The 25,324-nt window shown below is 73.7% G+C and carries 21 protein-coding genes and 1 rRNA gene; 13 read left to right on the forward strand and 9 right to left on the reverse strand.

Going from position 1 to position 25,324, the window contains the following annotated elements:
* From rrf to ACIO9K_RS19660, 3 genes are all read left to right on the forward strand, one after another.
* Window positions 1-92: ribosomal RNA gene (rrf, locus tag ACIO9K_RS19650) — 5S ribosomal RNA — on the forward strand; the annotation flags it as partial.
* A gap of 205 nt (window positions 93-297) precedes the next feature.
* The gene (locus ACIO9K_RS19655) at window positions 298-705 is read left to right on the forward strand and encodes a YciI family protein (RefSeq protein ID WP_063351357.1); all 408 of its coding nucleotides are present in this window, start codon (window positions 298-300) and stop codon (window positions 703-705) included.
* An 8-nt stretch (window positions 706-713) separates the two neighbouring features.
* On the forward strand, window positions 714-1,859 hold the full coding sequence (locus tag ACIO9K_RS19660; RefSeq protein ID WP_400331732.1) for an RNA polymerase sigma factor: 1,146 nt from the start codon (window positions 714-716) through the stop codon (window positions 1,857-1,859).
* Window positions 1,860-2,036: 177 nt separating this feature from the next.
* Here ACIO9K_RS19660 and ACIO9K_RS19665 read toward each other — a convergent pair whose 3' ends face one another.
* The 5 genes from ACIO9K_RS19665 to ACIO9K_RS19685 all read right to left on the reverse strand — a co-directional run bounded on the left by ACIO9K_RS19665 (window position 2,037) and on the right by ACIO9K_RS19685 (window position 7,467).
* Window positions 2,037-3,347: a DUF58 domain-containing protein gene (locus ACIO9K_RS19665; protein WP_363620157.1), complete on the reverse strand. Its 1,311-nt coding sequence runs from the start codon at window positions 3,345-3,347 to the stop codon at window positions 2,037-2,039.
* A 28-nt stretch (window positions 3,348-3,375) separates the two neighbouring features.
* The gene (locus ACIO9K_RS19670; protein ID WP_363587370.1) at window positions 3,376-4,296 is read right to left on the reverse strand and encodes a MoxR family ATPase; all 921 of its coding nucleotides are present in this window, start codon (window positions 4,294-4,296) and stop codon (window positions 3,376-3,378) included.
* Between the two features lie 101 nt (window positions 4,297-4,397).
* Window positions 4,398-5,630, reverse strand: coding sequence for a DUF4350 domain-containing protein (locus ACIO9K_RS19675; RefSeq protein ID WP_400331393.1), 1,233 nt, complete (start codon window positions 5,628-5,630; stop codon window positions 4,398-4,400).
* The gene (locus tag ACIO9K_RS19680; protein ID WP_400331396.1) at window positions 5,627-6,286 is read right to left on the reverse strand and encodes a DUF4129 domain-containing protein; all 660 of its coding nucleotides are present in this window, start codon (window positions 6,284-6,286) and stop codon (window positions 5,627-5,629) included. Before ACIO9K_RS19680 ends, ACIO9K_RS19675 begins: the two co-directional genes overlap by 4 nt.
* A 5-nt stretch (window positions 6,287-6,291) precedes the next feature.
* Entirely contained in the window at window positions 6,292-7,467 is a 1,176-nt protein-coding gene (locus tag ACIO9K_RS19685) for a hypothetical protein (protein ID WP_363620151.1), read from the reverse strand.
* 288 nt (window positions 7,468-7,755) lie between these two features.
* Between ACIO9K_RS19685 and mtrA the strand changes: the two genes are divergently transcribed.
* The 3 genes from mtrA (at window position 7,756) to ACIO9K_RS19700 (ending at window position 12,380) form a co-directional block, all read left to right on the forward strand.
* The gene (gene mtrA, locus ACIO9K_RS19690; RefSeq protein ID WP_030247322.1) at window positions 7,756-8,433 is read left to right on the forward strand and encodes an MtrAB system response regulator MtrA; all 678 of its coding nucleotides are present in this window, start codon (window positions 7,756-7,758) and stop codon (window positions 8,431-8,433) included.
* 70 nt (window positions 8,434-8,503) lie between these two features.
* Entirely contained in the window at window positions 8,504-10,540 is a 2,037-nt protein-coding gene (mtrB, locus tag ACIO9K_RS19695; protein WP_400331400.1) for an MtrAB system histidine kinase MtrB, read from the forward strand.
* Window positions 10,515-12,380 carry an LpqB family beta-propeller domain-containing protein gene (locus ACIO9K_RS19700; protein ID WP_363620149.1) on the forward strand — a complete coding sequence of 622 codons (1,866 nt, stop codon included), beginning with the start codon at window positions 10,515-10,517 and terminating at the stop codon, window positions 12,378-12,380. Before mtrB ends, ACIO9K_RS19700 begins: the two co-directional genes overlap by 26 nt.
* A gap of 61 nt (window positions 12,381-12,441) precedes the next feature.
* Here ACIO9K_RS19700 and ACIO9K_RS19705 read toward each other — a convergent pair whose 3' ends face one another.
* Entirely contained in the window at window positions 12,442-13,161 is a 720-nt protein-coding gene (locus ACIO9K_RS19705; protein ID WP_400331404.1) for a ComF family protein, read from the reverse strand.
* Window positions 13,162-13,531: 370 nt separating this feature from the next.
* Between ACIO9K_RS19705 and hpf the strand changes: the two genes are divergently transcribed.
* Both hpf and ACIO9K_RS19715 read left to right on the forward strand, forming a co-directional pair.
* Window positions 13,532-14,224, forward strand: a complete 693-nt coding sequence (hpf, locus tag ACIO9K_RS19710) for a ribosome hibernation-promoting factor, HPF/YfiA family (RefSeq protein ID WP_363587336.1) — start codon at window positions 13,532-13,534, stop codon at window positions 14,222-14,224.
* A gap of 205 nt (window positions 14,225-14,429) precedes the next feature.
* A complete protein-coding gene (locus ACIO9K_RS19715; RefSeq protein WP_079135841.1) occupies window positions 14,430-15,188 on the forward strand; it encodes a response regulator transcription factor in 759 nt (252 codons plus the stop codon).
* A 19-nt stretch (window positions 15,189-15,207) separates the two neighbouring features.
* Here ACIO9K_RS19715 and ACIO9K_RS19720 read toward each other — a convergent pair whose 3' ends face one another.
* Both ACIO9K_RS19720 and ACIO9K_RS19725 read right to left on the reverse strand, forming a co-directional pair.
* Complete coding sequence (locus ACIO9K_RS19720) at window positions 15,208-16,431, reverse strand: winged helix-turn-helix domain-containing protein (RefSeq protein ID WP_400331409.1); 1,224 nt, start codon at window positions 16,429-16,431, stop codon at window positions 15,208-15,210.
* 56 nt (window positions 16,432-16,487) lie between these two features.
* Window positions 16,488-17,060 carry a GNAT family N-acetyltransferase gene (locus ACIO9K_RS19725; protein ID WP_400331412.1) on the reverse strand — a complete coding sequence of 191 codons (573 nt, stop codon included), beginning with the start codon at window positions 17,058-17,060 and terminating at the stop codon, window positions 16,488-16,490.
* Between the two features lie 242 nt (window positions 17,061-17,302).
* Between ACIO9K_RS19725 and secA the strand changes: the two genes are divergently transcribed.
* Window positions 17,303-20,065 carry a preprotein translocase subunit SecA gene (gene secA / locus ACIO9K_RS19730; protein WP_363587342.1) on the forward strand — a complete coding sequence of 921 codons (2,763 nt, stop codon included), beginning with the start codon at window positions 17,303-17,305 and terminating at the stop codon, window positions 20,063-20,065.
* Window positions 20,066-20,205: 140 nt separating this feature from the next.
* Here the strand turns inward: secA and ACIO9K_RS19735 are convergent, their stop codons facing one another.
* Complete coding sequence (locus tag ACIO9K_RS19735; RefSeq protein WP_063349159.1) at window positions 20,206-20,646, reverse strand: Rv3235 family protein; 441 nt, start codon at window positions 20,644-20,646, stop codon at window positions 20,206-20,208.
* A gap of 360 nt (window positions 20,647-21,006) precedes the next feature.
* Between ACIO9K_RS19735 and ACIO9K_RS19740 the strand changes: the two genes are divergently transcribed.
* The 4 genes from ACIO9K_RS19740 to pruA all read left to right on the forward strand — a co-directional run bounded on the left by ACIO9K_RS19740 (window position 21,007) and on the right by pruA (window position 25,279).
* Window positions 21,007-22,158, forward strand: a complete 1,152-nt coding sequence (locus ACIO9K_RS19740; protein ID WP_400331416.1) for a patatin-like phospholipase family protein — start codon at window positions 21,007-21,009, stop codon at window positions 22,156-22,158.
* Window positions 22,159-22,248: 90 nt separating this feature from the next.
* A complete protein-coding gene (locus ACIO9K_RS19745; protein WP_400331419.1) occupies window positions 22,249-22,758 on the forward strand; it encodes a DUF6912 family protein in 510 nt (169 codons plus the stop codon).
* An 85-nt stretch (window positions 22,759-22,843) separates the two neighbouring features.
* On the forward strand, window positions 22,844-23,503 hold the full coding sequence (locus ACIO9K_RS19750) for an HAD family hydrolase (RefSeq protein ID WP_400331422.1): 660 nt from the start codon (window positions 22,844-22,846) through the stop codon (window positions 23,501-23,503).
* Window positions 23,504-23,653: 150 nt separating this feature from the next.
* The gene (gene pruA / locus ACIO9K_RS19755; RefSeq protein ID WP_400331735.1) at window positions 23,654-25,279 is read left to right on the forward strand and encodes an L-glutamate gamma-semialdehyde dehydrogenase; all 1,626 of its coding nucleotides are present in this window, start codon (window positions 23,654-23,656) and stop codon (window positions 25,277-25,279) included.
* Window positions 25,280-25,324 lie beyond the last annotated feature (45 nt).

The following is a 25,324-nucleotide window of genomic DNA, read 5'->3' on the forward strand; positions in this document are numbered from 1 at the left end:
CGCCCGGTTACATTCCGAACCCGGAAGCTAAGCCTTACAGCGCCGATGGTACTGCAGGGGGGACCCTGTGGGAGAGTAGGACGCCGCCGAACAATCATTCACAGAGAACCCCCATCCGGGAAACCGGATGGGGGTTCTCTGCGTTTCCGGCTCACAGGAGCACCTCACCAGGGCTCCCACGAGAGTCCCCACGAAAGTTCAAAAAAGTTCGGCCGGCTATGTCGAGAACCCGTGGCTGGCTCCGTCCCCGGGGTGAGCGCGGCCACAATGGGTCGCACCAGCACCGAGGAGAACATCATGGCCAAGTACCTGCTGCTCAAGCACTACCGAGGCGCCCCGGCTCCGGTCAACAACGTGCCCATGGACCGATGGACGCCCGAGGAGATCTCGGCGCACGTGCGGTACATGCAGGACTTCGCGGACCGGTTGGAGAAGACCGGCGAGTTCGTCGACGGCCAGGCGCTCGCTCCCGAGGGGACGTTCGTCCGGTACGACGGCGAGGGGCGCCCGCCGGTGACCGACGGCCCGTTCGCCGAGACCAAGGACTTGATCGCCGGCTGGATGGTGATCGACGTCGACAGCTACGAGCGCGCCGTCGAGCTGGCCGGGGAACTGTCGGCCGCTCCCGGGGCGGGCGGGCGGCCGATCCACGAGTGGCTGGAGCTGCGTCCGTTCCTGGCCGCGCCGCCCACCGTCACCGAGTGACCTCGCCGGTGGACGGAGTCCTGCTCCGGAGCCTCGCGCCGAGCGTGCTCGGTATCCTCGTCCGCCGCGGAGCCGACTTCGCGGCGGCCGAGGATGCCGTGCAGGACGCGCTGGTCGAGGCGGTCCGCGTCTGGCCGGCCGATCCGCCGCGGGACCCCAAGGGCTGGCTGGTCACCGTGGCCTGGCGCCGGTTCCTCGACGCGGCCCGGGCGGACGCGGCCCGCCGCCGACGCGAGGACCGGGTCGACGGGGAACCGGAGCCGGGGCCCGCGTCCGCGGTGGACGACACGCTCCAGCTCTACTTCCTGTGCGCGCACCCGTCGTTGACGCCGTCGTCGGCGGTCGCGCTCACGTTGCGCGCCGTGGGCGGGCTGACCACCCGCCAGATCGCCCAGGCCTACCTGGTGCCCGAGGCGACGATGGCGCAGCGCATCAGCCGGGCCAAGCGGACCGTCTCGGGGGTGCGGTTCGACCGGCCCGGCGATGTCGCCACCGTGCTGCGCGTCCTCTACCTGGTCTTCAACGAGGGCTACTCCGGGGACGTCGACCTCGCCGCCGAGGCCATCCGGCTGACCCGGCAGCTCGCGGAGGTGATCGACCACCCCGAGGTGGCGGGGCTGCTCGCCCTGATGCTGCTCCACCATGCCCGGCGCGGGACCCGGACCGCGTCCGACGGGAGCCTGGTGCCGCTCGCCGAGCAGGACCGTGGCCGGTGGGACACCGGGTTGATCGTCGAGGGCGTCGGGATCCTGCAAGCGGCCCTGGGCCGCGACCGGCTGGGCGAGTTCCAGGCCCAGGCCGCCATCGCGGCCCTCCATGCCGACGCGCCCACCGCGGAGGAGACCGACTGGGTGCAGATCGTCGAGTGGTACGACGAGCTCGCCCGCCTGACCGAGAGCCCGGTCGTCCGGCTCAACCGCGCGGTGGCCGTCGGTGAGGCCGACGGGCCGCGCGCCGGGCTGGCGGCGCTCGGGGAGCTGGACGGTTCGCTGCCCCGCCACACGGCGGTGGCGGCGTACCTCCACGAGCGCGACGGTGACTTGGAGACGGCGGCCCGGCTGTATGCCGAGGCGGCCCACCAGGCCCCCAACCTCGCCGAGCGCGACCACCTCGTGCGCCAGGCCGCCCGGCTGAACGCCCGTCGGCCTCGCTGACGGACCAGGCAGGTGGCGCGGCGTCACCACGGACTGCCCGTTGAAGGGACGGGACCGTACGACGTGACCAAGGAACGTGACCAAGGAACGCGACCAAGGAACGCGACCAAGGAACGCGACCGTACGACGGGACCAAGGAACGGGACCAAGAGGCGGGACCGCCCGTACGGGCGAGGCTCAGAGGCGGCCGGCGGCCTTGAGCGCGAGGTAGGTGTCGGCGAGGGCGGGGGCGAGCTGGGCGGGGGAGGCGTCGAGGACGGTGACGCCGTGGCGGGTGAGGAGGTCGGCGGTGGCGCGGCGGTCGGCGCGGGTCTGTTCGGCGGCGGCGGCGCCGTAGACGGCTTCCAGGGTGCCGCGGCCGGCGGCGAGGGCGTCCAGGTGGGGGTCGGCGACGCAGGCCAGGACCACCTCGTGGCGCTTGGTGAGCAGCGGCAGCAGCGGGCGCAGGCCGTCTTCGACCGGGGCCGTGTCGAGGCCGGTGAGCAGGACGATCAGCGAGCGGTGCGGTGCCATCTTGAGGGCGGTGGATACCAGCGAGCGCATGTCGGTCTCGTGCAGGGCCGGTTGGAGGGAGGCCATCGCGTTGGTGAAGGCCGGCAGGATCTCGCTGGGCGAGCTGCCGGCGACCGCGGCGCGCTTGCGGGCGTCGTGGGCGAGCAGGTCGACCCGGTCGCCGGCGCGGGTGGCGAGGGCGGTGAGCAGCAGGGCGGCGTCGAGGGCGGCGTCGAGGCGGGGCGCGTCGCCGACCCGGCCGGCGGAGGTGCGGCCGGTGTCGAGGACGACGAGGATGTGCCGGTCGCGTTCGGGGCGCCAGGTGCGGACGGCGACGGTGTTGCGGCGGGCGCTGGCCCGCCAGTCGATGGAGCGGACGTCGTCGCCGGGCAGGTACTCGCGCAGGGAGTCGAACTCGGTGCCCTGGCCGCGGGTCAGGACCGAGGTGCGGCCGTCGAGTTCGCGTAGCCGCGCGAGCCGGGAGGGCAGGTGCTTGCGGCTGTTGAACGGGGGCAGGGCGCGGACCGTCCAGGGCAGGTGGTGCGAGCCTTGACGGCCGGCCAGGCCGAGCGGCCCGAGCGAACGGACCGTCACCCGCCGGGCGTGGTGGTCGCCGCGGCGGGTCGGGGTGAGCACGGTGACGGCCCGGCGCCGCTCGCCGGCGGGGACGTGCAGGGTGTGCCGGGAGGCGGCCTCGGCGGTGCCCGGCCGCCAGGCGGAGGGGGCCCAGGCGTCGCGGATCCGGGCCCGGAGGGGCCGTCCGGAGGGGTTGGTGACGGTCAGTTCGACGGAGGCGGGTTCGCCGAGCCGGACGGTGGTGTCGCCGCCCCGGCCGAGTTCCAGACTGCGGACGGGGGCGGCGAGCGCCAGGTCGATCACGGCGGCGAGCAGCACGGCACCGGTGACGAGGCCGATCCCGGCCCAGGACGGCAGCAACAGGCCCACGACGAGCGTGCCGAGCGCGGCGAGCAGGGCGGTTCGCCCGGTGAGGGCCATGCGGTGCGCTCCTTCGGGAACGGGCGGTTCAGCGGGGGGCAGGCGTCTGGGCGAGCACGGCCTGGATGACGGAGTCGGCGGTGACGCCCTCCATCTCGGCCTCGGCGCGCAGCGCGACGCGGTGCCGCAGGGTGGGCAGGGCCAGGGCCTTGACGTCGTCGGGGGTGACGTAGTCGCGGCCGGCGAGCCAGGCCCAGGCACGCGAGGCGGCCAGCAGGGCGGTGGCACCGCGCGGCGAGACGCCGATGGACAGCGACGGGGACTGCCGGGTGGCCCGGCAGAGGTCGACGATGTACGCGAGGATCTCGGGGGAGACGGTCAGCTTGGCGATCTGCTCGCGGGCGGCGGCGAGGTGCGCGGGCCCGGCGACCGGGCGGACGCCGGCGGCGGCGAGGTCGCGGGGGTCGAAGCCGGCGGCGTGCCGGGACAGGACCTGGAACTCCTGGTCCCGGTCGGGCAGCGGCAGGACCAGCTTGAGCAGGAAGCGGTCCAGCTGGGCCTCGGGCAGCGGGTAGGTGCCCTCGTACTCGACCGGGTTCTGGGTCGCGGCGACCAGGAACGGGACGGGCAGCGCGCGCGGCACGCCGTCGACCGTGACCTGGTGCTCCTCCATGGCCTCCAGCAGGGCGGCCTGGGTCTTCGGCGGGGTGCGGTTGATCTCGTCGGCGAGCAGCAGGTTGGTGAAGACCGGGCCGGGCTGGAAGGAGAACTCGGCGGTCCGGGCGTCGTAGACGAGGGAGCCGGTGACGTCGCCGGGCATCAGGTCGGGGGTGAACTGGATGCGCTTGGTGTCCAGGTTGAGCGCGGTGGACAGGGTGCGGACCAGCAGGGTCTTGGCGACGCCGGGGACGCCCTCCAGCAGGACGTGACCGCCGCAGAGCAGGGCGACGACGAGGCCGGTGACGGCGGCGTCCTGGCCGACCACGGCCTTGCCGATCTCGGCGCGCAGGGCGGTGAGTGCGGCGCGCGGGTCGGCGGCGGTGTCGGGGGTGCCCGGGGTGGCAGCCGCCGCGCCGGGGGTGCTGGACGGGGTGGCGGTGGCCTGTTCGGTCACGGGTTCCGTACCTGCCTTTCGAGGGCGTCGAGGTCGTCGGCGAGCCGCAGCAGTGCGGTGTCGTCGGTCGGGGGCGGGCCGAAGAGGAGGGCCCGGACGTCGCCGGCGGGCTGCTCGGGGAGGCGGTCGGCCACGGCCGCGCAGAGGGTGTCGGGGTCGGGCGCGCCGGCGTGGAGCGGGACGCCCAGGGCCGGGGCGAGGCGGTGCGCGGCGGCCCGGCGCAGGGCCTCGGCGGCGCGGCCGCGGGCCTTGGCGCGGCGGTAGAGCCGGGCGCGGCCCTCGGTGGTCTCGGCGGCGCGGACCACCACGGGCAGGTTCTCGCTGATCACGGGGCCGAGTCGGCGGCCGCGCCAGAGGGCGGTCAGGACGGCGGCGACGGCGAGCTGGTAGCCGGCCCAGCGCCAGCCGTCCGGGATGTAGTCGCCGAAGGTCTTGTCCCGGGTGCCCTGGGCGAGCGGGGCGCTGTAGTCGGGCAGGTGCCAGGTGAGGCGGGGCTGGGAGCCGAGCAGGCCGAGGGCGAGGGCGGCGTTGCCGTCCTTGGCGAGCTGCTCGTTGTGCAGGAAGTCGCCGGTGCCGAGCACGATGACGTCGCCGCCGGCGGTCGGGGCGCTGACCAGCGGGTAGCCGTGGCCGCGCGGGTAGCAGCCGGCGCCGCGGCTGCCGCTGGTGTAGAGCATTCCGCCGATCTCGGCGCTACCGGCCCGCACGGCCTCGGTGAGCGGGCACTGTGCGGCGGTGCTGCGGACGGAGGCGTAGGAGGGCCCGCCGTCCTCGTCGGAGGGGCGGATGCCGGGGGCCAGGGCGCTGAGCGCGGCCGGGCCGGGGGCGACGAGGACGAGCCGGCTGTGCCGGGCTGCGGCGACGGCGCGCAGTTCGGCGGGGCCGAGCAGGTCGGGCTCGGGCAGGACGAGGGTGTCGGCGCCGCCCGGGTGGCCGGTGAGGTCGGTGGTGAGGTCGGTCTTGAGGCCCTGGCGTTCGAGCAGCGCGAGGACGGCGTGGCTGCCGTCCTGGTCGTAGGAGCGCGGGTCGAGCGGCGGGTAGCGGCGGTCCTGGCCGAGGGCGGCCACGGCGGTGGCGCCGATCAGCAGGACGGCGAGGACGAGCAGGTACCAGCGGGCCCGGCGCCAGAGGCCCCGGCGGGTGGGGGCGAGGCTGGTCGTGGCCGGCCCGCCGGGGGCAGGAGTGGCGGGCGGCTGCGGCGCGGGCGGCGCGGGGGCGGTGCTGGTCATGCCGCTCCTCCCAGGGCCGGGCGGGCGCGTTCCAGGGTCCGGTCGAGCTCGCGCAGCAGCTGGTACGCGGCCTGGTCGGCGGTGCGCTCGCCGTAGGCGATGTCGTCGAAGGTGCGGGCGGCGGTGGCCAGGGCGGCGGCGTGGTCGGGCAGGGCCCGGCCGGCCTCGGTGGCGGCCTCGTCGGCGGTGCGGCCGGGGCGGACGTCGAGCAGGGTGCGTTCCTCCAGGGCCCGGACCAGGGCTCGCATCTGCGCGCGGACGGCTTCGTTCCAGTGCCCGGCGGCGGCGTGCCGTTCGGCGTCGGCCCGGTACTGGCCGGCGCCGCGCGGTCCTTCGACGCCGTAGACGTCGAGGACGGTGCGGGCCGCGCGCCGTGGCGCGCCGAGGCGCCACCAGAGGGCGGCACCGATCAGCAGGGCGACGATCAGGAAGAGCACCAGGCCGGTGGTGCCGCTGGTGCCGTTGCCGGAGATGCTGTCGAGCGCGTCGGTGATGTGGTCGTTGAGCCAGGTCATGACCCGTTCCAGGACGCTCGGGTCGTGCTTGTGGTACTCGGCGTTGAGCAGCTCGTCGCGGGCGGCGTCGCGGGCCGGGTCACGCGGGACGGTGACCGGGGCGCCGCCCGCGACGAGGAGCCTGTCCCCCCAGGTAGGCATCCGGGTCAGCGCCTCGCGGGGGGTCGGCCGGCCTGGTCGCCCCGGCCGGTGGCGCCGGACTCGGCGAGGCCGGCGGCGCGGGCGAGTTCGATGTCCAGGGCCTCGCGGCGGATCCGCTGGTCGACGTAGATGAGGACGCCGAGGGCGGCCCGGAAGGGGATGGTGAGGGTGGCGGCGATGATGCCGGCGATCGCGGTGGTGATCAGCATCGCGGTGGGCTCGTGGGCCGAGCTGAGGTCGACCTGGCGGTCGAGGTCGCTGAAGCCGAGGACGAGTCCGGCGAAGCGGAACGGGATCGCGATGACCATGGCGACGATGAAGGTCAGCACCTCGCCGAGCAGCGAGATGCCGAAGATGCGCCACCAGGAGCCGAGGGTCAGCCGCCGGGAGCGGGACAGCGCGGTCCGCACGCCCTGCTTCTCCAGCATCAGGGCGGGGGCGGCCAGGCTGAACCGGATCCACAGCCAGAACCCGACCGGGATGGTCAGGATGCCGACGAGGAACAGCAGGGCCTCCGTCTCGGGGGCGCCCGCCGAGCCGGAGGCGTAGAAGTACCAGGGGCTGAAGCCGAGCAGCACCACACCGCCGGACATCAGGCCGGTGAGCAGGGTCAGCCCGAGCAGCTGCGGCAGCCGGCGGCGGGCGTCGCGCCAGGCGTCCCCGGCGTTCGCGGACTGCCCGAGGACGGCGCGGCTGACGACCATGGTGAGCAGCGCGGTGGCGACCACGCCGAGCAGCACCGTCAGCGGCATCGAGGCCAGCATGGTCGTCACCTGGGTGGCGGGGCCGGTCTTGCCCTTGACCAGCAGCTGGGCGGCGACGTTGCCGGCCTGCTCGACGACGGCGATGCCGAGGGAGAGGGCGAGGGTCGTCCGCCAGTGCTTGCGGATGGTGGCGACGGAGCCGTCGAGGAGTTCGCCGAGTCCGAGCGGGCGCAGCGGGATGACGCCGGGCTTGGGGCTCTGCGGAGCGCCCCAGCCGTAGGGGTGGTGGCCGCCCGGTGCGGGCCGGCTCCAGTCGGGCCGGGTCTGTTGACCGCTCCAGCCGGGGGCCGGGGCGGGGGCGCCCTGCGGTGGTGCCGACGGCCCGGGCACGGCGGCGGGCGCGTCGGCCGGGGGCCGGGCGTCGTCGCGGGGCGGCTCGGGCGAGCCGGGCGAGGCCCAGCCCGGAGTGTCGGTCATCACTGCTCCTCGGAGGGGCGTCACGGGCGCGGTTCCGGGCGGATCTTTCGCCCGCGCGCAGCGCCCATCGTGCCATGGGGGCTGGGGAGGCCCCATGGGTATCCGGCCGCTGATCGGAAACGGGGGCCTTCCGGTGGTCGGGCGGTGGGCCGCGGGCCGTTCGAAGACGTTCCGGCCGGGCACATTCGCCCGGTATGGCCGGAATTAACCGGTGGGGGGAGTTGGCCGTTGTGGAGCATTGGCACTGCTGTGCGGCAGGTCACAATCCGGTAATGAGAGGATGGACGCATGAAGGGACGCGTCCTCGTCGTTGATGACGACTCCGCACTGGCCGAGATGCTCGGTATCGTGCTGCGTGGTGAGGGTTTTGAGCCGTTTTTCGTCGCGGATGGGGACAGGGCGCTAGCTGCGTTCCGGGAGACCAAGCCCGACCTGGTCCTGCTCGACCTGATGCTGCCCGGTCGGGACGGTATCGACGTCTGCCGGCAGATCCGGGCGGAGTCCGGCATTCCGATCGTCATGCTGACCGCGAAGACCGACACGGTCGACGTCGTGGTGGGCCTGGAGTCGGGTGCCGACGACTACGTCACCAAGCCGTTCAAGCCCAAGGAGCTGGTGGCCCGGGTGCGTGCCCGGCTGCGCCGCGCCGAGGAGCCGACGCCCGAGCAGCTGACCATCGGCGACCTGGTGATCGACGTGGCCGGCCACTCGGTGAAGCGGGACGGCCGGGGCATCCCGCTGACCCCGCTGGAGTTCGACCTGCTGGTCGCGCTGGCCCGCAAGCCCTGGCAGGTGTTCACCCGTGAGGTGCTGCTGGAGCAGGTCTGGGGCTACCGGCACGCGGCGGACACCCGCCTGGTCAACGTCCACGTGCAGCGCCTGCGGTCCAAGATCGAGAAGGACCCGGAGCGCCCCGAGATCGTGGTGACCGTCCGTGGCGTCGGCTACAAGGCCGGACCCAGCTGACGTGACGCACCTGGCTGACGAAGCCCCGTCGGGTTCCGCGACCGACGGGGCCGACGCGGTTCGCGGGTCCGTGCTGAGTTCGACCACCCGCCGCCGGCGCCGGGCGGCCGCGTTCGCGCTGCTGACCCGTCAGCTGCGTCGGCCCGCGCGCCGGGTGACGGCGCTGTACCGCCGGTCGATCCAGCTGCGCGTGGTGGCGGTCTCGCTGCTCGCGTCCATCGCGGTCGTCCTGGTGCTCGGCGTGGTCGTGATGGCGCAGGTGCGCACCGGCCTGCTCGGCACCAAGATGGCGGCCGCCCGTGAGCAGGCCAGGATCGGGTTCCAGGCGGAACTGAAGAAGATCGACGAGGCGAAGGACCAGCGGCTGCGGGTCGGCGCCACGCCCGACCCCACCATCGAGGAGACCGGCACCTGGCTGCTGCGGCAGGTCAACGACCTGGCCGCGAGCGGGCAGACCGTCTACTCGGTGATCGCGATGGCCGCCGGCACCGACGCCATCGTCCCGGAGAACGGCTTCGCGCCGCGCTTCTCGGGCGACATCCTGCCCAGCAGCGTCCCCGACACCCTGCGGGACAGGGTCCACTCCGAGCCCGGCCAGATGTTCGACCAGCCGGCCCGGATCCACCGGGCGGACGAGCGGACCGAGCCCGGGCTGGCCCTCGGCATGCAGTTCACCGGCCCGGCCGGCAACAGCTACCAGATGTTCTACGTGTTCTCCTTCGGCCAGGAGACCGACACCCTCGACCTGATCACCGGCACCCTGGCGACCGCCGGCGTGTTCGTGGTGATCCTGATGGGCGGCATCGCCTGGGTCGTGGTGCGCCAGGTGGTCACCCCGGTCCGGATGGCCGCCGGCATCTCCGAGCGGCTCGCCGACGGGCACCTGGAAGAGCGGATGAAGGTCACCGGCACGGATGACATCGCCCGCCTCGGCGAGTCGTTCAACCGGATGGCCAATGCCCTCCAGGCCCAGATCCGCCAGCTGGAGGAGCTGTCCCGGGTGCAGCGGCGCTTCGTCTCGGACGTCTCGCACGAGCTGCGCACCCCGCTGACCACGGTCCGGATGGCCGCGGACCTCATCTACGACAGCCGCGAGGACCTGGACCCGATGGCGGCCCGCTCGGCGGAGCTGTTGCAGGGCCAGCTGGACCGCTTCGAGTCGCTGCTCGCCGACCTGCTGGAGATCAGCCGCTTCGACGCCGGCGCCGCGATCCTGGACGGCGAGCCGGTCGACCTGCGCGACATCGTCGCCCGGGTGGTGGAGGCCGCAGACCCGCTGGCCCAGGCCAAGGGCAGTGCGGTGGTGATCCGCGGCGACGGCGAGCCGGTCGTCGCCGAGGTGGACTCCCGCCGGATCGAGCGCATCCTGCGCAACCTGGTGGTCAACGCCCTGGAGCACGGCGAGGGACGCGACGTGGTGGTCCGGCTGGGCTCGGCCGACGGCGCGGTCGCGGTCGGCGTGCGCGACTACGGCATCGGCCTCAAGCCGGGCGAGGCGTCCCGGGTGTTCCACCGGTTCTGGCGGGCCGACCCGTCCCGGGTGCGGACCACCGGCGGCACCGGCCTCGGCCTGTCCATCGCGGTCGAGGACGCGCACCTGCACGGCGGCTGGCTGCAGGCCTGGGGCGAGCCCGGCGGCGGCTCGCACTTCCGGCTCACCCTGCCGCGCACCCGGGGCGGCGAGATCAGCCGGGCGCCGTTCCGGCTGGAGCCGGAGGACTCCCGCAACAACCGGGGCCTGGGCACCTACGGCGTGCCGTACCGGCGGGCGATCAGCCCGCCCGGCGCGACCGCGATGACCGCGGCCGAGGAGCAGGCGGAGACGCCGGAGGGGCCCGTCAACGGCTTCGGCAGCGGGCTCGGCGGGGTGCTGAACATCGGCCCCGACCTGGGCAAGCGCCGGCTGCCCGAAGGGCCGCGCGCGGACCCCTCGGACGTCCGGACGGCGGGGAGCGGGTACGGTGCCACCGGCGCCCAGGTGATGGTGGACCCGACGCCCGGACGGCCGTCGGTGGCACAGCGGACGGCGGAGCCGGACGTGACGGATGGGACGGGCGGGACGGACCTGGAGGGGTCGCAGCGTGCGAAGGACGAGCAGCAGGACTGAGCCGCGGTTCACGGCGGTGGCCGGCGTGGTGCTCGGCGCCCTGGTGGCGAGCGGCTGCGCGGCCATGCCGGACTCCGGAGGCATCTCCCGGGTGGAGCTGTCGCAGGGGGCGGCCGACAAGAACCTGCAGGCCAAGGTCTACCCGGTGGCACCGGCCAAGGGCGCCAAGCCGCGCGCCCTGCTGACCGGGTTCCTGGACGCGGTGACCGCCGACGAGGGGTACGAGACCGCGCGCCAGTACCTCACCGAGAACGCCTCCGCGCACTGGAACCCGGACGCCGGCATCCAGGTGCTCTCCGCCGCCACCCCGAACCTCCCGGCCGGCCAGGAGATCGCCGACACCGACACCAGCGTCTCCGCGACGGTGACCGGGTCGCTGATCGCCAGGATCGACGAGAAGCACTCGTACCTGGCCGAGGGGCAGCGGGACGTCTCGGCCGACTTCACCCTCGTCCGGGAGAAGGACGGCGAGTGGCGGATCGACAAGCTGCCGGCCGGCGTGATCATGAACGAGACCAACTTCAACAACAGCTACCGCCAGGTCGACCGGTACTTCTACACCACGCCGGACCCGTCCTCGACCGTCACCGGGAGCGCCGGCCAGCAGGTCCTGATCCCCGACCCGATCTACCTGCGGCGCCGGACAGACCCGCTGACCGCCGCCGCCAAGGCCCTGGTCGCCGGGCCCTCGACCTGGCTCGCGCCGGTCGCCCGGACGTCCTTCCCGAGCGGCGTCAGCGTCGACCGGGTGAGCGTCGACGACGGCCGGATCGCCCACGTGCAGCTCGGCGGGGCGGACGTCAGCGAACCGGTGTCCTGCCGGCGGATGGCGACCCAGCTCTTCTACACCCTCGCCGACCAGGGCAAGGGACAGGTCGAACGGCTTGAACTCAAGGGCCAGCGGGGCAACTGCTTCGCCAGCCGCAACGACCTGCCGGCCACCGGCCCCGGCGCCCTGGCCGGGCCGCTGCCCGCGCAGCAGTACTACCAGCGCGCCGACAACGGCCTCCTGATGGTCACCGACGAGCAGCGCAACGGCGAGCCGGTGCGCGGCGTCCTCGGCAAGCCGCAGCCGGCCGGCAAGGCGCCGCTCGGCACCATGGCCGTCAACCGGGACGGCTCCCGGGCCGCCGCGATCAGCGGGGACGGCCACCAGCTCTACTCGGTGCCGCTGGCGGACAGCGCGGTGGCGCTGCCCGACCCGGTGCTCACCTCGCCGGTGAAGACCGCCGACAAGGAGGACGGCCTCGCCTCGCCCAGCTGGGACGGCCGAGGCGACCTCTGGGTGGTGGACCGCAACCCGCAGGGTCCGCGGGTGGTGATGGTCCGCGGCAACCGGACGTACCCCGTCGCGGTCGAGGGGCTGGACGGGCAGACCGTGCAGGCCCTGAAGATCTCCTCGGACGGCGCCCGGGCCGCCCTGGTGGTCAAGACCGCGGGCGTGCCCAGCCGCTCGCTGTACTTCGGCCTGGTGGTGCACGGCGGCACCCCGGAGGCGCCGACCGCGCGGATCACCGGCCTGCGCCGGGCGGCCCCCTCGCTCACCGACGTCGCCTCGGTCTCCTGGGCGGAGGCCGACCAGCTGCTGGTGCTCGGCAAGGAGGCCGACCGGATCAAGCAGCTGTACTACATCGGCACCGACGGCACGCAGAGCGCCGACACCACGCTGCAGGCCGAGAACATGCTCACCGTCTCGGCCTCCGAGTCCCGGGGCAACGTCCTGGCCCAGGCGCCGTCGGTGCTCGCGGCGGCCGGAGGCGCGATCTACCGGCTGATCGGCAGTCAGTGGCGCGAGGTCCAGTTGGCCGACAAGGCCGGGTCCTTCTTCTACGCGGGCTAGGAACCCGCCGGTCACGCCCTGACGTTCCGATCCCTGACGCCGCGTCGGGCCGCTCGGTGCCTCAGCCGGGCCGGTGCGCGGTGGCGGCGACCGCGGCGCCCGCCCGGGCGGGCAGTCCGGCGTCCGCCAGTGCCCGGGCCGCCTCGGCGAGGCTGGCGCCGGTGGTCACCAGGTCGTCCACCAGGACCGGCTGACGGCCCAGCAGGTCGCGCCGGGCGCGCGGCAGCACGGTGAGCGCGCCGTGCAGGTTGCGGCGGCGCTCGGCCGCGCTCAGCCCGGCCTGGTCGGCGACCGGGCGGGCGTGCCGCAGCAGCGGCTCGGCCCGGGCGTCCAGGCCGCACCGGCGCAGCGAGCGGGCGGCGGCCCCGGCCAGCCGCAGCGTCGGGTCGTGGCCGCGGGCGCGGACGGCGGAGCGGGCCGAGGGCATCGGGACCAGCAGCAGCGGCGCGGCAGCGGCACGCGGCCCCAGGGCGGAGCGGACGGCCCGGCCGAGCGCCTCGCCGAGCGGGCCCGCCAGCCGCAGCGCGCCGCGCTCCTTGTGGGCGAGCAGCAACTGCCGGACGGGGTCGGCGTACGGGGCGGCGGCGTGCGCCCAGGGCAGCAGCGTGGGGCCGGGCCGGGTGGCGGCCAGCGCGTGCCGGCAGGCCGGGCAGAGCTGGGTGCGCTCGGCGCCGCAGCCGGCGCAGCGGGCCGGGACCAGGACGTCCAGCAGTCCGGCCAGTGCGTGGCCGAACGGCCCTTGGGCGGACGGCGGACGGGTGGGGGCGGGGGGTGGTGGCACGGCTGCTCCTGGCGACGGCAGGCACGGAGAGTGAGCAAAGGATGCGCCGTACGGGGGGTGTTGTCCAGGTATTTACCCGTGCTTCACTCGCAGGAGGGTAGACAGGGTCCAACAGCTTGACCGCCCGCCCGCAGTATCGGGTCATACCCGACTCCGCGCCTGGGGAGGCGAAAACCCCGTGTGAGGTGTTCGATAAAGCTCCAAGGGGTTTCAACCGTCCCTGGTGGGGAGGAAGTGAGGTGAGGGCCAGTCGTTTCCCGCCGCTGGCGGCGGGGGCGGGGGGCCGGCAGTGGATGGGCTGGTCCAGCTGGGTCTCAGCCCGGTCCGGTAGCACCCGGATCGGCGTCAGCACGAGGGATCGGAGTTCTGCGTGGACATCGTCGTCAAGGGCCGCAAGACCGAGGTGCCCAAGAGGTTCCGCGAGCACGTGGCCGAGAAGCTGGAGAAGGTCCAGAAGTTCGACGGCAAGGTGATCAGCCTCGACGTCGAGGTGTCCAAGGAGCACAACCCGCGGCAGGCCGACCGGTCCGAGCGGGTGGAGATCACTCTCCGTACCCGTGGGCCGGTGATCCGGGCCGAAGCCGCCGCCGCCGACCCGTACGCGGCGCTCGACCTGGCCTCGGCGAAGCTCGACGCCCAGCTGCGCAAGTCCGCGGACCGGCGCCGAGTGCACAAGGGCGGCAACGGCCGCACCCCCATCAGCGTCGCCGAGGCGACCGCGGCGCTGGCCGCGCTGCCGGACACGGCGGTGCGGGAGGGCGAGACCAACGGGGCCGTCCGCAAGACCATGATGGGATCCCTGGAAGTGGAGGGCGAAGGCCCGCTGGTGGTCCGGGAGAAGACCCACCCGGCCGCCCCCATGGCGCTGGACCAGGCGCTGTACGAGATGGAACTGGTCGGCCACGACTTCTACCTCTTCGTGGAGAAGGACAGCGGCCTGCCGAGCGTCGTCTACCGCCGTCACGGCTACCACTACGGCGTCATCCACCTGCAGACCGACGGGTCGGCCGGCGCGGGCGGCGGCGCGGGCGGGGCGATCGGCGAAAGCGACGACGAGGACTGACCGTCCGAAGACAATCCTGGAGGGGTGACCCCGGCGGCCGAGTCCGCCGGGGTCACCGGCGTTTCGGGGCAGGGCGGGTGGAGCGGGAGTCGAGGGCGGGCCCGGGAGGTCACCCGATGCGGAACGGCGGCGTCGGAGGGTGACAGCAACGGCCGCGCGGCGTGGAATGATTGGCGCACGACGACCCGCGAAGGGGGAGGAGCGGATGGGGGATCACTTCGGGCTGGGGCCCGCTACGGGGCCGGTCACCGGACTGTCACCGGGACCGGAGGAGGAACCCGCGTACGCGCCGCACCGGGGTGAGCCGATCCGCGTACTGGTGGTGGACGACCACGCGTTGTTCCGCCGGGGGCTGGAGATCGTGCTCGCGGAGGAGCCGGACATCAAGGTCGTCGGCGAGGCCGGCGACGGCGCCGAGGCCGTGCTGAAGGCTGCCGACCTGCTGCCGGACATCATCCTGATGGACGTCCGGATGCCGCGCCGCAGCGGGATCGAGGCCTGCACGGCGATCAAGGACGTGGCACCCAGCACCAAGATCATCATGTTGACGATAAGCGACGAGGAGGCCGACCTCTACGAGGCGATCAAGGCGGGCGCCACCGGCTACCTGCTGAAGGAGATCTCCACCGACGAGGTCGCCACCGCGATCCGCGCGGTCGCCGACGGGCAGTCCCAGATCAGCCCGTCGATGGCGTCCAAGCTGCTCACCGAGTTCAAGTCGATGATCCAGCGCCGCTCCGACGACCGGGACCTGGTGCCCGCACCCCGGCTCACCGACCGGGAGTTGGAGGTGCTCAAGCTGGTGGCGACCGGGATGAACAACCGGGAGATCGCCAAGGAGCTGTTCATCAGCGAGAACACCGTGAAGAACCACGTGCGCAACATCCTGGAGAAGCTCCAACTGCACTCCAGGATGGAGGCGGTGGTGTACGCGATGCGCGAGAAGATCCTCGAAATAGGGTGACCGTGGCTGCGCCCCGGCCCTAGCTCGCGAGGAGTTTCTCGAGGGCCGGGCGCAGCCGTTCGTCCGGCAGGGCCTCGACCCGGACGCCGTCGCAGCCCACCCAGGCGGCCGCCTCGCGCAGGGCCGCCGCCAGCGCCTCGACGTGCCGGGCGCCGTACCCCCGGTCGCCGGCCAGCGAGACCTGACGGGCCACCAGGGTGCGCCCCTCCCGGGCCGGGTCGACCCGGCCCACCAGCCGGCCGCCGGCCAGCAGCGGCATCGCGAAGTAGCCGTGCACCCGCTTGTGCTTGGGCGTGTAGGCCTCCAGCCGGTGCGTCATGCCGAAGATCCGCTCGGTGCGTGCGCGGTCCCAGATCAGCGAGTCGAACGGCGAGAGCAGCGTGGTGCGGTGGCGCCCGCGCGGGGTGGTGGCCAGTGCGGCCGGGTCGGCCCAGGCCGCCGCCGAGCCGCCGCCCGGGCCCCAGCCGGCCACCTCGACCGGGACGAGCCCGCAGTCCGCGAGGACCGGGTCCAGCTCCTCGGCGCGCAGCCGGTGGTAGTCCAGCAGGTCGGCCCGGGTGGCCACGCCGAGCGCGGCCCCGGCCTGGGCGACCAGGGTGCGCACGCACTCCCGGTCGGTGCGGTCCTGCCCGAACAGCGCCTCGGGGATGGCCTGTTCGGCCAGCGCGTAGACGCGCTTCCAGCTCCGGCGCTCGGTGCAGACCACGTCGCCGAAGGCCAGCGCCCGCTCCACCGCGACCTTGGTGTCCGACCAGTCCCACCATTCGGCGGTCTTCTTGGCGCCGCCCAGCTCCGTGGAGGTCAACGGGCCCTCGGCGCGCAGCTTGTCGAGCACGTGCCGGTACGTCTCGGGCGTCACCTGGTGGCCCCAGAGGTGGCCGCGCTCGCGGTAGCGGCGGCGCCGGAACGCGAACAGCGGCCACTCCTCGACCGGCAGGATGCAGGCCGCGTGCGACCAGTACTCGAAGCTCGTGCCCGCGCCCCAGTACGCCGGCTCGACGGCCGGACGGCCGACCGCGCCGAGCCGGGCGTACGGCACCAGTTCGTGCGAGCGGGCCAGCACCGAGATGGTGTCCAGCTGGACGGCGCCCAGGTGCCGCAGCACCCCGCGCACCCCGGCCCGGCGGTCCGGCGCGCCGAGCAGGCCCTGGGCGCGAAGGGCGATCCGGCGGGCTTCGTCGGCGCTCAGGACGGTGACGGGCGGCGGGCCGGCGGGGGAGCCGGCGGCAGGCAGGGCGGTCATGTCGGCGAGGGTAGTCCGGGGCACCGACAGCCGGTCGGGGGGCGCCGGCGCGGGCGTCAGGGGCGGAGGTCCGGGAGGTCCGGGAGGTCCGAGGCGAGCAGCGAGGCGACCCAGGCGTCGTGGAAGGTGCCGCGCTGCTCGGCGTACGAGCGCATGGTGCCCTCGAAGCGGTAGCCGACCTTCTCGGCCACCGCGCGGGAGCCCTCGTTACCCACGTAGGCCTGCCACTCCAGGCGGCGCAGACCGAGCTCGACCAGGCCGTGGCGGGCGACCGCGCGGGCGGCCTCGACCGTGTACCCGCGGCCGCGGAACTCCTTCGTCGCCCACCAGCCGACCTCGGCGGAGCCCGGGTCGCCGTGGCGCAGCACGAGGCCCTGGGTGCCGACCAGGACGTCGGAGCCGCGCTCGAACACGCACCAGATCCGGTTCTCGCCGGTGCGCCAGCCCTGCGCGGCGAGGTCGCGGACGAAGTACTCGGCGTCCTCGCGCCGGTAAGGGCTCGGGACGACCGTCCAGCGCTGGATCTCGGCGTCCTGGCAGGCGGCGAAGACGGCGTCGATGTCCGACTCCTGCGGGGCCCGCAGGACGAGGCGGTCCGTGGTGAGGGTGACGGTGCGGGGCTCTTCCATGGGCGGATTATTCCGTGGAGAGAGGAATTCGGGCATCCGAATATCGAGCCGACCCCTCGGTCCGCTGACCGGTTTGTCCCGGTGGGCGGTGCTATCGGATCAAGTGCTCGCGCGGGTGACACGGGAATACCGTGCTGACGCACCTCCCGGGGCATTGGACTCCTCGCATACGATGGCCCGTGCGGTGGGGTGAACCCGCCGTGCAGTCGTCCAGTGCCAATACAGGCAAGGAGCCCGCCCAAGTGTCCGTCTTCGACAAGATCCTGCGCGCCGGCGAAGGCAAGATCCTTCGCAAGCTGCAGCGGATTGCTGCCCAGGTCAACTCCATCGAAGAGGACTTCGTCAACCTCACCGACGCCGAGCTGCGCGCGCTGACCGACGAGTACAAGCAGCGGCTCGCGGACGGCGAGACCCTGGACGACATCCTCCCCGAGGCGTTCGCCACGGTGCGCGAGGCCGCCAAGCGGGTGCTCGGTCAGCGGCACTACGACGTTCAGCTCATGGGTGGCGCGGCCCTGCACCACGGGTACGTCGCGGAGATGCGCACCGGTGAGGGCAAGACCCTCGTCGGCACCCTGCCCGCGTACCTGAACGCGCTCACCGGCAAGGGCGTCCACCTGATCACCGTCAACGACTACCTCGCCGAGCGCGACTCGGAGTGGATGGGCCGGGTGCACCGCTTCCTCGGCCTCGAAGTCGGCGTGATCCTCGGCAACATGACGCCCGCCGAGCGCAAGCACCAGTACTCGATGGACATCACGTACGGCACGAACAACGAGTTCGGCTTCGACTACCTGCGCGACAACATGGCCTGGTCGAAGGACGAACTCGTCCAGCGCGGCCACAACTTCGCGGTCGTCGACGAGGTCGACTCGATCCTCATCGACGAGGCCCGCACCCCGCTGATCATCTCCGGCCCGGCCGACCAGGCGACCAAGTGGTACGCCGACTTCGCCAAGCTGGTGCTGCGCCTGAAGATCGACCGCGACTACGAGGTCGACGAGAAGAAGCGCACCGTCGGCATCCTGGAGGAGGGCGTCACCCGGGTCGAGGACTACCTCGGCATCGACAACCTCTACGAGTCGGTGAACACCCCGCTGGTCGGCTTCCTGAACAACGCCATCAAGGCGAAGGAGCTGTACCGGGCGGACAAGGACTACGTCGTCATGAACGGCGAGGTCATGATCGTCGACGAGCACACCGGCCGCATCCTGGCCGGCCGCCGCTACAACGAGGGCATGCACCAGGCGATCGAGGCGAAGGAGGGGGTGGAGGTCCAGAACGAGAACCAGACGCTGGCCACCATCACCCTGCAGAACTTCTTCCGCCTGTACGACAAGCTCGCCGGCATGACCGGTACCGGCACCACCGAGGCCGCCGAGTTCCACCAGATCTACAAGCTCGGCGTGGTGCCGATCCCGACCAACAAGAACCCGCTGCGCATCGACCAGCCCGACCTGATCTACAAGTCGGAGCCGGCCAAGTTCGCCGCCGTGGTCGAGGACATCGCCGAGAAGCACGAGAAGGGCCAGCCGGTGCTGGTCGGCACCGTGTCGGTGGAGAAGTCCGAGTACCTCTCGCAGGAGCTGCGCAAGCGCGGCATCCCGCACGAGGTGCTGAACGCCAAGCACCACGAGCGCGAGGCGCAGATCGTCGCGCAGGCGGGCCGCAAGGGCGCCGTGACCGTCGCCACCAACATGGCCGGCCGCGGTACCGACATCATGCTCGGCGGCAACTCCGACCACCTCGCGGCGGCCGAGCTGGCGCAGCGCGGGCTCACCCCGACCGAGACCCCGGAGGAGTACGAGGCCGCGTTCCCCGCCGCCCTGGAGAAGGCCAAGGCCTCGGTCAAGGCGGAGCAGGACGAGGTCAAGGAGGCCGGCGGCCTCTACGTGCTCGGCACCGAGCGGCACGAGTCCCGCCGGATCGACAACCAGCTGCGCGGCCGCTCCGGCCGTCAGGGCGACCCGGGCGAGTCCCGCTTCTACCTGTCGCTGGGCGACGACCTGATGCGCCTGTTCAAGGCCGGCATGGTCGAGCGCGTGCTGTCGATGGCCAACGTGCCCGAGGACGTGCCGATCGAGTCCAAGATGGTCACCCGGGCGATCGCCTCCGCGCAGACCCAGGTCGAGCAGCAGAACTTCGAGATCCGCAAGAACGTCCTCAAGTACGACGAGGTGCTGAACCGCCAGCGCGAGGTCATCTACGGCGAGCGCCGCCGCGTGCTGGAGGGCGAGGACCTGCAGGAGCAGGTCGGCCACTTCATGGACGACACCGTCGAGGCCTACGTCAAGGCGGCCACCGGCGAGGGCTTCGAGGACGACTGGGACCTGGAGAAGCTCTGGACCGCGCTCAAGCAGCTCTACCCGCTCACCCTTGACCTGGAGGAGCTGGAGGAGGAGGCCGGCGGCTCCGCCGGGATGACCTCCGAGTTCCTGGTCAAGGTCGTCCAGGAGGACATCCAGGCGCAGTACGGCGCCCGCGAGGACCAGCTCGGCGCCGAGATCATGCGTGAGCTGGAGCGCCGGGTCGTGCTGTCGGTGCTGGACCGCCGCTGGCGCGAGCACCTCTACGAGATGGACTACCTCCAGGAGGGCATCGGCCTGCGGGCCATGGCGCAGCGCGACCCGCTGATCGAGTACCAGCGCGAGGGCTTCGACATGTTCACCGCGATGATGGAGGGCATCAAGGAGGAGTCCGTCGGCTACCTGTTCAACCTGGAGGTCCAGGTCGAGCAGCAGGTCGAGGAGGTCCCGGTCGCGGACGCCGAGGTGCTGCTCGACAAGCTGGAGAAGGACGCCGCCCGCCCGGAGATCAAGGCCAAGGGCCTGGAGGCCCCGAAGCCGCAGCGGCTGCACTACACGGCCCCCTCGGACGAGGTCGGCGGCGGTGTCATCGAGGGCGACTTCGAGGACCTCGCGCCGGAGGACGAGGGTGACGGGCTGACCCGCGCCGAGCGCCGCAAGGCCGCGAAGTCGGCCAAGGGCCGCCGCCGCAAGGGCTGAGCAGGCCGCAGGACGCCGCACAGGGCGCCGCTCCCGGACGGGGGCGGCGCCCTGTGCCGTCCCGGGCCGGCACGCGGTCGTGGGGGCCGCTGTGGCCGCCCTGGCCGCTGTGACGACCGTGGTCGCCGTGACGGCCGTGGTCATCGGGCCTCCACGGCGGTGCACTGCCACTGCCCGGCCTGGCCGCGCTGCTCCAGCCGGAAGGCCACCATGTGGTGCCGCCGGCCGAGGTCGACCCGGACGCAGGCCTCGACCGCGTCGGGCGAGGGCGACCGGTCGTGCACCGGGCCCAGCCGGGGCCGGTCGGCGGCGCCGCCGCGGCGCAGCGCGCCGGCCCGGACCAGGGAGGCGAGCTGCCCGTAGCCGTCCAGGCTGGTGTGCCGCATCAGCTGGCCGGAGGGCCGGGCGCCGGTGAGCACCTCGACCAGCTGGTGGGCGAAGCGGGAGGCCAGCGCCCGGGGGTCGTGGCCGCCCGGGCCGGTGCAGGCGGCGCGGGGGTGGCGCGGGCGGCGCCCGGCCGGGTCGTGGGCGGCGGTCGTGCGCGGCCGGCGGTGCGGGCGGGCGGTGAGCGGTGCGGTCACGGCGGGCTCCTCGACACGGTGGTGCGGGTGCGGACGGGTCCTTGCTAGCGGTGGGCCGCGTCGGGCGGCAAGGGCTTTTGCCGCTGCCCCCGGAGTGACCGGCAAGTTCACCTATCCGAGTGAATCGATCAGTGCGGTGCCGGGCCCGGCGCGCGGTCGCACGGTGCCCGATTGACGTGCGTGGGCGGGCCGTACGGTCCGAAAGAGGACGGTTCGATGCGCCGGACCGGGTGGTCCGAATCGCCGCCCCCGTTGCGGTGCCCGGCCGTCGGCGCGCACCATCGGAGCCTGATCGGGAACCGCGCGGAGCGGGACGGGGCCGGGCGGCCACGACCGCACCCACGACGACGGGCGGCCGCGATGACGACACGGGTAGCGGCGGTTCCGGCTCCGGCAGTCGCGGGCACCGCCCCGCCGACCGGGGACGCACCCCGGCGCGGCCTGGTGCTGGGCGGCGGCGGGATGCTCGGCGCGGCCTGGACGGTCGGCGCGCTCTGCGCCGTCGAGGAGGCCACCGGCTGGCGGCCGGGCCGCGCGGACGTGCTGCTCGGCACCTCGGCGGGCTCGATCCTCGGCGCGATGCTGGCCGGCGGGGTCCGCACCGAGCAACTGCGTGACCACCAGCGCGGCCTGCCGATCACCGACGGCCCGCTGGCCGGGGTGGACTTCGACTACGACACGGCCGCCGGCGGCGCGCTGCCGCCCCGCCCCGGGGCGGGCATCGGCTCGCCCGGCCTGCTGCGGGACGCCGTCCGGCACCCGCGCGAGTACCCGCTGCTGACCATGGTGTCGGCGATGGCGCCGCCCGGCCGCGGTTCGCTGGCCCCGGTCGGCGAGCTGGTGTGCGGTCTGCTCGGCCCGGGCGGCTGGCCGCCGCCGGGCGCCGACGGCGAGGCCGGCGCCGGGGCCGCTGCGCTGCGGGTGGCGGCCGTGGACTACCGCAGCGGCCGCCGGGTGGTCTTCGGGGACCCGGACGCCCCGGCGGTCGCGGTCGCCGACGCGGTGATGGCCTCCTGCTCGATCCCCGGCTGGTTCGCGCCGGTGCGGCTGAACGGCTCGGCGTACGTGGACGGCGGCTGCTGGTCCGCCACCAACGCCGACCTGCTGCTCGGCCGCGGCCTGGACGAGGTGTACGTGCTCGCCCCGATGGCCCTGCGGCTGCGCCCTCGTGCCGACCGTGCCGACCGAGCCGACGCCGACGCCGGTGCCGTCGGGGTCGCCGGCACCAGCGGGCTCGCGGGCTCCCTCGCCGCGCTGCGCGAGTGGCGCGCCCGGGACCGCCCGCGCGGCGTGCTGGCCCAGCTGGTCAGCCGCTACCGCCGCGCCGTCACCCGGCAGCTGCTGCGCGAGGCCGTGCTGCTGCGGGCCGAGGGCGTACGGGTTCGGCTGCTCGCGCCGACGCCGGCCGACCTGGCCGTGATGGGCCCGAACATGATGGACCCGGCCCGCCGCGACGCGGTGCTGGAGAGCGCCCTGCGCACGTGCGGTGAGGCCCTGCGGGCCGCCCGCTGAGTCGGGCCGAGGTGATCACGCCCGGCCCGGCGGCGCTTATTCTTGGGGCGCTGGAAGCTGTGCCGCTGGACGAACCGGAGAGTGCCACCGATGCGCGTGTACGTGCCCACCACCCTGAACGGCCTGGCGGCGGCGCACCCGGGTGGTGTCCTGGACCAGTCCGCGGCCTACGCCGTGACGCCCGCGCTGCGCGAGTGGTACGTCAGTGACGACCTGGAGGAACTGGAGTACGCGGCGCTGAACCGGGCCGCGCAGTCCTCACTGCGGCTGCTGGCCGCCGACCCGGACGCCCCGCGCCGCCGGGTCGTGGTGGCCCTGGACGTGGCCGACTCGGCCGTCCGGCCGTTCCCCGGCGACGAGTACCAGGACCAGGCCTCGCTCGGCCGGGTGGTGCTGGCCGGCCCGCTGCCGCTGGCGAAGGCGGCGGCGGTGCACGCGGACGTCGCCGACGGCGAGGTGGTCGAGGACGTCGCGGCGGCGGTGGCGGCGGTGGCCGCGGCCGACGCGGGCGACCAGGACGCCCAGTTCACCGTGGACGGGGCCGAGGACCACGACCTGCTCTGGTTCGCCACCCAGGAGATCTCCGCGTTGCTGGCCTGAACGGCCGGTCGCGCCGGAGCGGAGCAGCAGGGTGCGTGAGCCCCGTCCTACCGGCGTGTCGGTGGTCGGGGCTACCGTTTCGCGCGTGGCTACACACATCGTTTGGGACTGGAACGGCACGCTCTTCCACGACATGGAGGCGGTGCTCGGCGCGAGCAACGCCGCGTTCGCGACCATCGGCGTCGGGCCGATGACCATGCGGGAGTACCGCGAGCAGTACGAGATCCCGATCCCCCGGTTCTACGAGCGGCTGCTCGGCCGGATGCCGTCCCAGGAGGAGTGGCTCCGGCTGGACGAGGCCTTCCACGACCGCTACCGGGAGCTGAGCCCGGCCTGCGGGCTGGCGGACGGCGTGCACGAGCTGATGGACGGCTGGCGGGAGGCCGGGCACAGCCAGTCGCTGCTGTCGATGTACGAGCACGAGAAGCTGCTGCCGCTGGTCGACGCCTTCGGCCTGACCGGCCGGTTCCTGCGGGTGGACGGCCGCAGCGGCCCGTCCGGCGGCCAGAAGGCGGAGCAGCTGGCCCGGCACCTGGCCGCGCTCGGCGAGCGGGTGGACCCGGCCCGTACGGTGCTGATCGGCGACGCCGCGGACGACGCCCGGGCGGCGCTGGGCGCGGGTGCGCACGCGGTGCTCTACACCGGCGGCTCGCACACCCGGGAGAAGCTGGAGCCGCTCGGGGTGCCGGTGGTGGACAGCCTGGCGGAGGCGGTCGAGCTGGCCGGGCGGCTGGGGCGGGGCTGACCGTCCGCGGCGGGCGTGGCGGGCGCCACGTCCGCCGTCCGCGTGTCTGAGCGGGCGGATCGCGCGGCCGCTGGTCAGGCTGGACCAGGGCCTGTCCGGTGGATCGGGCCCTCCCACCGGAGCAGTCAGCAGGACGGAGCCGCCATGCCGATCGACGCAGTCACCGAGGTGCCCCTCCCGGTCAACGAGCCGGTGCTGGGGTACGCGCCCGGCAGCCCGGAGCGGGACCGGCTGGTCCGGCGGCTGGACGAGCTGGCGGCCGAGCAGATCCCGTTGCCGATGACCATCGGCGGCGAGCAGCGGTTCGGCGGCGGTGAGCGGATCGACGTCGTCCAGCCGCACCACCACGCCGCCAAGCTGGGGGTGCTCGGCAACGCCACCCGGGAGGACGCCCGCGCGGCGGTGGACTCGGCGCTCGCGGCGGGCCGGCAGTGGCGGGCGCTGTCCTTCGACGACCGGGCGGCGGTCTTCCTGCGGGCCGCCGACCTGCTGGCCGGGCCCTGGCGGGAGACCCTCAACGCGGCCACCATGCTCGGCCAGTCCAAGACCGCGCAGCAGGCCGAGATCGACTCCGCCTGCGAGCTGATCGACTTCTGGCGGTTCAACGTCCAGTTCGCCCGGCGGATCCTGGCCGAGCAGCCGATCTCCGCACCGGGCGTCTGGAACCGGGTGGACCACCGCCCGCTGGAGGGTTTCGTCTACGCGATCACCCCGTTCAACTTCACCGCGATCGCCGGCAACCTGCCGACCGCGCCCGCGCTGATGGGCAACACCGTGGTCTGGAAGCCCGCGCCGACCCAGACCCTGGCCGCGCACTACCTGATGCGGCTGCTGGAGGCGGCCGGTCTGCCGCCCGGGGTGGTCAACCTGGTCACCGGCGACGGCGTCCAGCTGTCCGCGGTCGCCCTCGCCGACCCGGCGCTCGCCGGGCTGCACTTCACCGGCTCCACCGCCACCTTCCAGTCGCTCTGGCAGACCATCGGCGCCAACATCGGCGGCTACCGGACGTACCCGCGGATCGTCGGCGAGACCGGCGGCAAGGACTTCCTGCTGGCCCACCGCTCGGCCGATCCGGCGATCCTGAAGGCGGCGCTGGTCCGCGGCGCGTTCGAGTACCAGGGCCAGAAGTGCTCGGCGCTCTCCCGGGCCTACCTGCCGCGCAGCCTCTGGCAGAAGATCAAGGACGAGCTGGTGGCCGAGGTGGACGCGCTCACGGTGGGCGACGTCACCGACCTCTCCAACTTCATGGGCGCGCTCATCGACCGGCGCGCGTTCGAGAAGAACCGGGACGCCATCGAGCGGGCCAAGGCCGATCCGACGATCGAGCTGGCGGCGGGCGGCCAGTACGACGACGCGATCGGCTGGTTCGTCCGGCCGACCGTCCTGGTCTCCTCCGACTACCGCAACGAGATCTTCCGGACGGAGTACTTCGGTCCGATCCTGGCCGTCCACGTCTACGAGGACGCCCGCTGGGAGGACGTGCTGCGCCGGGTCGACTCCGGCGCCCCGTACGGCCTGACCGGCTCGGTGATCGCGCAGGATCGTTACGCCATCGCCCAGGCGGTCGAGGCGCTGCGGTTCACCGCCGGGAACTTCTACATCAACGACAAGCCGACCGGCGCGGTCGTCGGCCAGCAGCCCTTCGGCGGCGGCCGGGCCTCCGGGACCAACGACAAGGCGGGCGCCGCCCAGAACCTCCTGCGCTGGACCTCGGCCCGCGCGATCAAGGAGACCTTCGTTCCCCCCACGGACCTGCGGTACCCGCACATGGGCTGAGAGTGAACGGGGGGCTCCGGTTTGGACATGGTGTCCAGGACGGAC

This window comes from Kitasatospora sp. NPDC087271 (assembly GCF_044744605.1).
GTDB lineage: Bacteria > Actinomycetota > Actinomycetes > Streptomycetales > Streptomycetaceae > Kitasatospora.